The organism is Acidobacteriota bacterium, from assembly GCA_022340665.1.
GTDB lineage: Bacteria > Acidobacteriota > Thermoanaerobaculia > Thermoanaerobaculales > Sulfomarinibacteraceae > Sulfomarinibacter.
In genome coordinates this window covers 21473-27581 of record JAJDNM010000133.1, presented here as the reverse complement: position 1 = coordinate 27581, position 6109 = coordinate 21473, and the positions used below count along the sequence as shown (strand labels likewise).

General features: G+C 61.7%; 6 protein-coding genes. 1 reads left to right on the top strand and 5 read right to left on the bottom strand.

The window, feature by feature from the left end:
- The 3 genes from LJE93_15165 to LJE93_15155 all read right to left on the bottom strand — a co-directional run.
- Window positions 1–262, bottom strand: a 262-nt coding sequence (locus LJE93_15165) for a hypothetical protein (GenBank protein MCG6950252.1), incomplete at its 3' end; no start/stop codon positions are given.
- Window positions 259–3048 carry a sulfatase-like hydrolase/transferase gene (locus tag LJE93_15160; GenBank protein ID MCG6950251.1) on the bottom strand — a complete coding sequence of 930 codons (2790 nt, stop codon included), beginning with the start codon at window positions 3046–3048 and terminating at the stop codon, window positions 259–261. The genes LJE93_15160 and LJE93_15165, both read right to left, overlap by 4 nt.
- A 56-nt stretch (window positions 3049–3104) precedes the next feature.
- Complete coding sequence (locus tag LJE93_15155) at window positions 3105–3623, bottom strand: OmpH family outer membrane protein (protein ID MCG6950250.1); 519 nt, start codon at window positions 3621–3623, stop codon at window positions 3105–3107.
- A gap of 170 nt (window positions 3624–3793) precedes the next feature.
- Here LJE93_15155 and LJE93_15150 point away from each other — a divergent pair, with 170 nt between their 5' ends.
- Window positions 3794–4528, top strand: coding sequence for a response regulator transcription factor (locus LJE93_15150; GenBank protein ID MCG6950249.1), 735 nt, complete (start codon window positions 3794–3796; stop codon window positions 4526–4528).
- 78 nt (window positions 4529–4606) lie between these two features.
- On the opposite strand, the gene LJE93_15145 is transcribed toward LJE93_15150, so the two are convergent.
- Together LJE93_15145 and LJE93_15140 are read right to left on the bottom strand one after the other, a co-directional pair.
- Window positions 4607–5725, bottom strand: coding sequence for a PAS domain-containing protein (locus tag LJE93_15145; protein MCG6950248.1), 1119 nt, complete (start codon window positions 5723–5725; stop codon window positions 4607–4609).
- A gap of 61 nt (window positions 5726–5786) precedes the next feature.
- Window positions 5787–6002 carry a hypothetical protein gene (locus LJE93_15140; GenBank protein MCG6950247.1) on the bottom strand — a complete coding sequence of 72 codons (216 nt, stop codon included), beginning with the start codon at window positions 6000–6002 and terminating at the stop codon, window positions 5787–5789.
- Window positions 6003–6109 lie beyond the last annotated feature (107 nt).

The window sequence follows — 6109 nt, the reverse complement described above, 5'->3', positions numbered from 1 at the left end:
TCAGGAGATGGCCGATGGCGAGCCAACCGGGGAAACCGGGGGGATGAGGGAAGTGGGCCGCGAGTTCAAAATGTAAAATGCCGCGGGCGAAGAGCGTCTCGTCCCACTCCCACGGGCCGTCGGCGAGGTAGACGAATCTCGAGGCGAACACAAGCAGCGCTGTTGTGACGGTGGCAACAAGGTCGAGCCACTTCCTCGGAAACCTATACAGAAGCAGTGAATCGAGTGCCCCACCGCCTCCGTCTTCGATGACACCGCTCATCGGCCGGGTCCCATCGTCGCGAGCAGTGCCTCGTGAACAACGCGCTGCAGGTCGTGCTCCAGTATGAGCGCTGACATCTCCTCGGTTCGGATCGCCGATTCATATCCCGCTCGACACTCGGTGTTCGGCACTTCATTCATAGTTGCCAGCTCGATGCAGGTGCCGTCGTCCAACGCGCCATCTCCCTGAAGGAAGAGACGCTTTGAGTCCCGCCAGCAGCCGTACTCCCCGACAACCGGTCGGTCACCATGGTCGCCAAGGAGATTACGCCCGAGGAATGGGTATGGCGCAGGATCGACTCCGAGCAGGGCGAGCAGGGTCGGCGCGACATCGATGTGGCCCGCGGGCACCACCCTTTCCGCGCTCGGCCACTCCACGCCGGGCACCATGATGAAGAGCGGCACCTCCTGGCTCAGGTACCACCCGACGGTATCGTGCGGCGCGCCCATCGCCGAAGCGGTCTCTTCAGTCCAGGGGAAACCGGCGTCGTGGTCCCCCCACACAGCGATGACAGTGTTGCCGGCAAGTCCTTCTCGATCGAGTGCGGCGACGAAGGAGGCCAGTGAAGAATCAAAGAAATGCATGGTGTGCAGGAAATTCCCGAAAGCCGTGCCGTCCCATTTCCCTACATCGAGCGTGTCGAGTTGCGGAGGAAACCCTTCGAACGGGTGGTGCAGTGACAGCGTCAGGAGGTAGGCCGCGAACGGCCGGTTTGCCGCAACCAGTTTTTTCACCACCTGCTCGAGAAACGCCCTGTCCGAGAGTCCCCAGCCAACCGTCTCTCCGGCTACAAAATCCTCGGCGAAATAGCTCCGCCGATATCCGTAGGCGGCGTGCGTCTGGCGCCTGTTCCAGAACGCGCCTTCGAAAGGGACCGCTGACAACGTGTCGTAGCCGTGCCTGGATAGGACATCTGCCAGGCTCGTAAAATCGTTGGCCGCGAAGCGAAACGCTGCCGCTCCCCCTTCCATCGGCAGCAGCGACGCCTGCGTCATGAGCTCCGAGTCCGACGACCTCCCCTGGCCCGTCTGGTCGGTCACGTTTGAAAACCACAGCCCGTCCTCTGCCCAGCGGTTGAGGAACGGTGTCACCTCCTGACCATCGATCTCGAGGCCGATCACAAAGGTCTGCAGGCTCTCGACCTGCAGCATGACGAGGCTGGCTCCCTCGGCCACCGCGAACAGTGGCTCCGTGCCGGCACGCTGCGACGCTGTTTCTCGAAACCAGGTTGTGATCTCGTCAATTTTGTCGGGATCGAGCTCAGTTTCGAAGACTCTCCTTGCCATCGATCCGGCACCGTCCACCAGGTGCAGGTTGAGCACGCCAATCTCCTGGGCCACCGCCGTTCTCCGAAATACCTGTCCGATGAGGGTTGGTTGCGTCAGGGAGAGACGGGCGCCGGCGAGACAGCCTGCAACGACCATCACGCCCAGGGCGGCGGCCGCAGCTTGGGAGGGCCGCGGTCCGATCACCCTTCGCAGGCGGATGGCAATCAGAATCAACACCAAACCCGGCAACAGGTCGAGCCATAGCCAGAGGTCGCGAAGCATGACCATCTCGCGGATGCTCGCGCCGGTCTGCTTCAGTTGTCCGATACCTGAGAGGGCTGATGCAGCCGGCAGATCGCCGAAGAAGCGCAGGTAAACCGAGTCCGCCCACAGCAGCAGAGTTACGCCTGCGACCATCACCCAGCGCGCCCATCCGCGAAATCGCTCCGGCAGCACGAACGTGAGCAAGCCGAGAGCTGCGGCACCGCCGACGATCAGCAGCCAGCCCGATGTGGAAGGAGAGTCTCCCTTTTCGGCGAGCACGAATCCCTGTTTGATCGACAGCGCGCCCGCGCACCACAGGAGATCTCCGGCGGCAAACAAACCAATTAACAGGTGCGGCCTCCCGAGCTTGAAGACCGAAACCGCCGTCGCGGCGGCACCGAGCACGAGGAGCGACCACCAGGATCCGTGCCTGGCGGGGTCCGGAATCACGAGCACCGTTTCGGCTGGTGGCGGTTCCGCGAGGCGATCCGAAAACCAGCAGACGCCTTCCTCCACCAGGTCCCACTGGAGCTTCCACAGTCCCGGCCTACGCGGTCCCTCGACGCTCATCTCGAGCGCGACGGTTTCGCCGGTCCCGACGGCGAACGGGAAGGAGGTTCGTCTCCCTTCCCAGGCCGGGTTCTGCCCGTCCGGACGCGGACTCGTCTCGTCGCGGCCGAGCCAGTGGTAGGAGGCCGCAAACCGCCCGTCAGGAAGCCACGTGCGCTTGCCCTGGTTGCGGAGAACCAGCTCGACGTCCACAACCGAGTCCGTCATCATGATCCGCGGAACCGCCCCATGGAGAAGCTCGAAAGCGTGACCGGAATACACTGAAACGCGCACCTGATCGGGTTGCGGCGCACCACCTCCCGACAGCCAACGAACGCCTTCTTGAACGACATCCCACTGCAGCAGGTACTCCCCGGGAACACGAGGAGCTTCGAGGACGGCAATCAGCTCGACCCCGGAACCGGGAGCGACGACGTCGGGAAATGGGCTCCGACGACCGTCCCATACCACAATCTCGCCCTCGAGATCCGACCAGTGGTACGACAGCGCATATCCCTCGTCCGGTGCCCATGGAATCGATCCATCGTTGGCGACGACAAGCCGCACGGAGATTTCGGACCCCGCCTCGATCGTGGTCGGAACGGCATTCTCGATCACACTGACCGCAGATTCGCCGGCTACGGCAGAGGCGGCGCATGACAATGCTCCAAGCAACGCCGCGATCAGCTTCCAGGTACGTTCCATCGCCGGCCGAGTATAGCTTCCAGGGGCCGGCGGCCGATGAGCTCCCGGGTTCGGAGTCAGTCGACCGGATACTTTTCGTCGTACAGCCTGATCACGGTATCCGTGATGTCTGCACCTTCAGCCACATAAACCAACGGCTGCGCCTTGAGGACAAACACCGCATCGAGCCCGTTCGCTGCCGCGTACTCGCTCGCGATGCTACCAACCCGAGTCGCCACCTGAGCGAGGAACTCGTTCTGCTTGTTCTCAAGATCGCGGTTGAACTTCCGACCAGCATCCTCGAACTCGCGCTGCGCCTTCAAGAGCTCGTTCTCGGTCTGACGAATCACGTCAGCAGAGGCGACCGTACGTTGGTTTGCGAGCTGCTGAGTGAGCTCGGTAACGCGGTTCCGCATCCCTTCAAGCCGCTGGCGTTCCGGAACCGCCCACGTTTCCAATGCCTGCAGCTGCTGCTGTCCTTCCTTGACCGTTCCAACTGCTCGTTCCGCGTCCAGAAAGCCGATGTCGCCGGCGAAACCCGGCACCGTCGCGCAGATCACGAAACCAACGAATATCCACAAGGCGTTATGGCGCATACCCACCTCCTGACCCGCTCGGACAATCACGATCCCTGAACCGAGCCGGCTCGAATCGACCGCGGATTGTAACACGCAAGTCCCTGGCTCTGAAGAACTACCCTGCTCGGCTATGTGACTCGGAACTCCTACCCCGTGGTCGACTGCTATGGGGCGGTACAATAGAAGGAGTGAACGAATCTCAATCCACCCCGGAACCGATTCGGCTACTCGTCTGCGAAGACGACGAGCCGCTCGCCGACGGTCTCTGCCGCAACCTCGAGCTGGAGGATTTCGCCGTCCGTCACGTTGGTACCGGGGAACACGCCCTCGAGGCACTCGCCGAACCGACCGCCGACTACGAAATGCTCATCCTCGACATCATGCTGCCTGGTATCGACGGTTTCGAAGTTTGCCGAAACCTGAGAAATGAAGGAAATCTCATCCCGATTCTCTTCCTGACTGCACGCGGCAGCGACGCTGACCGCATCCTCGGTCTCCAATTGGGTGCGGACGATTATCTGACCAAGCCGTTTCTGGTCGAAGAGCTCGTCCTCAGGGTCCGGGGTATCATGCGCCGGGCCGAGTGGTCGCAGACGCCGGCGCGGACCGGCCCGGTGGTCCAGTTCGGAGACAGCAAGGTCGATTTGAACACGATGCGGGCCAGCACACCGGAGGGCACCGTCGCGCTCACCGAGCGCGAGGTCATGCTGGTCCGCTTCTTTTCGGAAAATGACGGTCGCGTCCTGACCCGCGGCGAGCTGCTTGAAAGGGTCTGGGGCTACACCTTCGATACCTCGACGCGCACCCTCGATACTTTCGTCCACCGCTTGCGAAAGCACTTCGAGGAAGATCCACGCCATCCGCGCCACTTTCACACGGTGCGCGGAGTCGGCTATCGCTTCACCTCTGAACCAGAGGAGTGAAATCCTAGGATTCTCAATTTTGAATTTCGGCGCCGCCTTAAGGGTGGAACGCGAATATTGGATATTGAGAATGCAGAATTATGAATTCTTCTCGATGCCGAGGTCCTTCATCTTCCGCCACAGAGTGACGCGCGAGACACCGACCCGGTCAGCCGCCTCCTGCATTCGCCAATCGCAGCGTTCCAAGACCTCTCGGAGGAGCCGTTTCTCGAGTTCGGCAAGGGGCTTGGGCGCCTGTAGCAGCTCGTCGATGAAGGCGGTTCGGTAACCGTCGACCGGGAGATGACTCTCGTCGACGTGCTCGCCAGCCACCGCCAGGGCAGTCGAAAGCACACCTCCGAGGTCGCTGAATCCACGATCCCTTGCGACCCGCACCAGTGTCTCCAGCGCGCCCGGGGCCACCGTTGCCCTGGGTGCGAGCTCCTCGATCCAGCTGACGATGATCCGTGAAAGATCTTCCTCGAGTTCGCTGGCGGCCGGCAGCACGAGGATTTCGAAGGTCGACTGACCCGGAGATTCTGGACTTCCTCTCACAATCCGCCAACCCTCGGGTCGATCCAATTCGGTCGTACAGTCAGCCCCTTCTTCGTACGAATAGACCGTACCGGCCGGCCACGGATTGATCTGACTCCAGCTCCCCTCCCACACCAGGAAAAGCTCTTCCGGCAGGCCGGAGAATCGGTGGAGGGCGCGGGCGACGTCCAAGCATACGGTCGGCTCACCTACAAGGCAGACATCGCCACCGGCCCTGGCCAATGTCGAAACCCGCTCACGGAGTGTCTCGGACACGGTCGAAGTGCCGGACAGGAAGAAACCAGATCGCGGCTCGGTGGGCCGCAGGATTTCCACCGCCCCCTTGAATTCGCCCGACTCGCCGACAAACGGGATCACCGTGACGCTGAGGGATACGGAGCGCCCGTCGGCCGCCGTGTATGCAGTGGCGAAATCTTCCACCCGGTCGAGATCGTGTTCGAGCGCAAAGGTCAGCGGGCAGGCATTCTCACAGTCGACGCCGCGTGTAGTGAGCTTGCAGCGGCCGCCAATCTTCTGGTCCTTCTCGTACCCCAGAAGGCGTCGTGCTGCGTGGTTCACGTGGCGGAGCGTACGCTGCTCATCGAGAACGATGACAGCTTCGCCGAGGTGATCGAGCACCTCGACCCATGCCGTCTCTCCGCGATCCCCCTCAGCTTTCCTCACCACGCTTCTATAACAGCGCGGACACCGAGGTTATTCGCTCCTCGCCTGGATCAGGAAAAGCTCAGCGCTCGATCTCGAATCCTTCTTCCGGCTCGGGTTCGGGATCACTGAAATACAGAGCCGTGTGCGCGATTGGCAGAAACATCACGTGGATTTTGCCTTTGATGGTTACCTCGACGTGATAGTAGCCGTCTTGGTTGACGGACACGAGTGTCCCGGCAGTTCCTTTGGCATCGATCAGTGGGCAATACAGAGACACCTGACCGGGAATTTCCATCGCGAACTCCTTTCCAGTCCCTCGATTTTATCACCCTGCCGACCACCCACCCACCCTCAGAAATCCGCGAATTGGGCGGGATCGCCCGCCTCACGGATTTCTGAGAA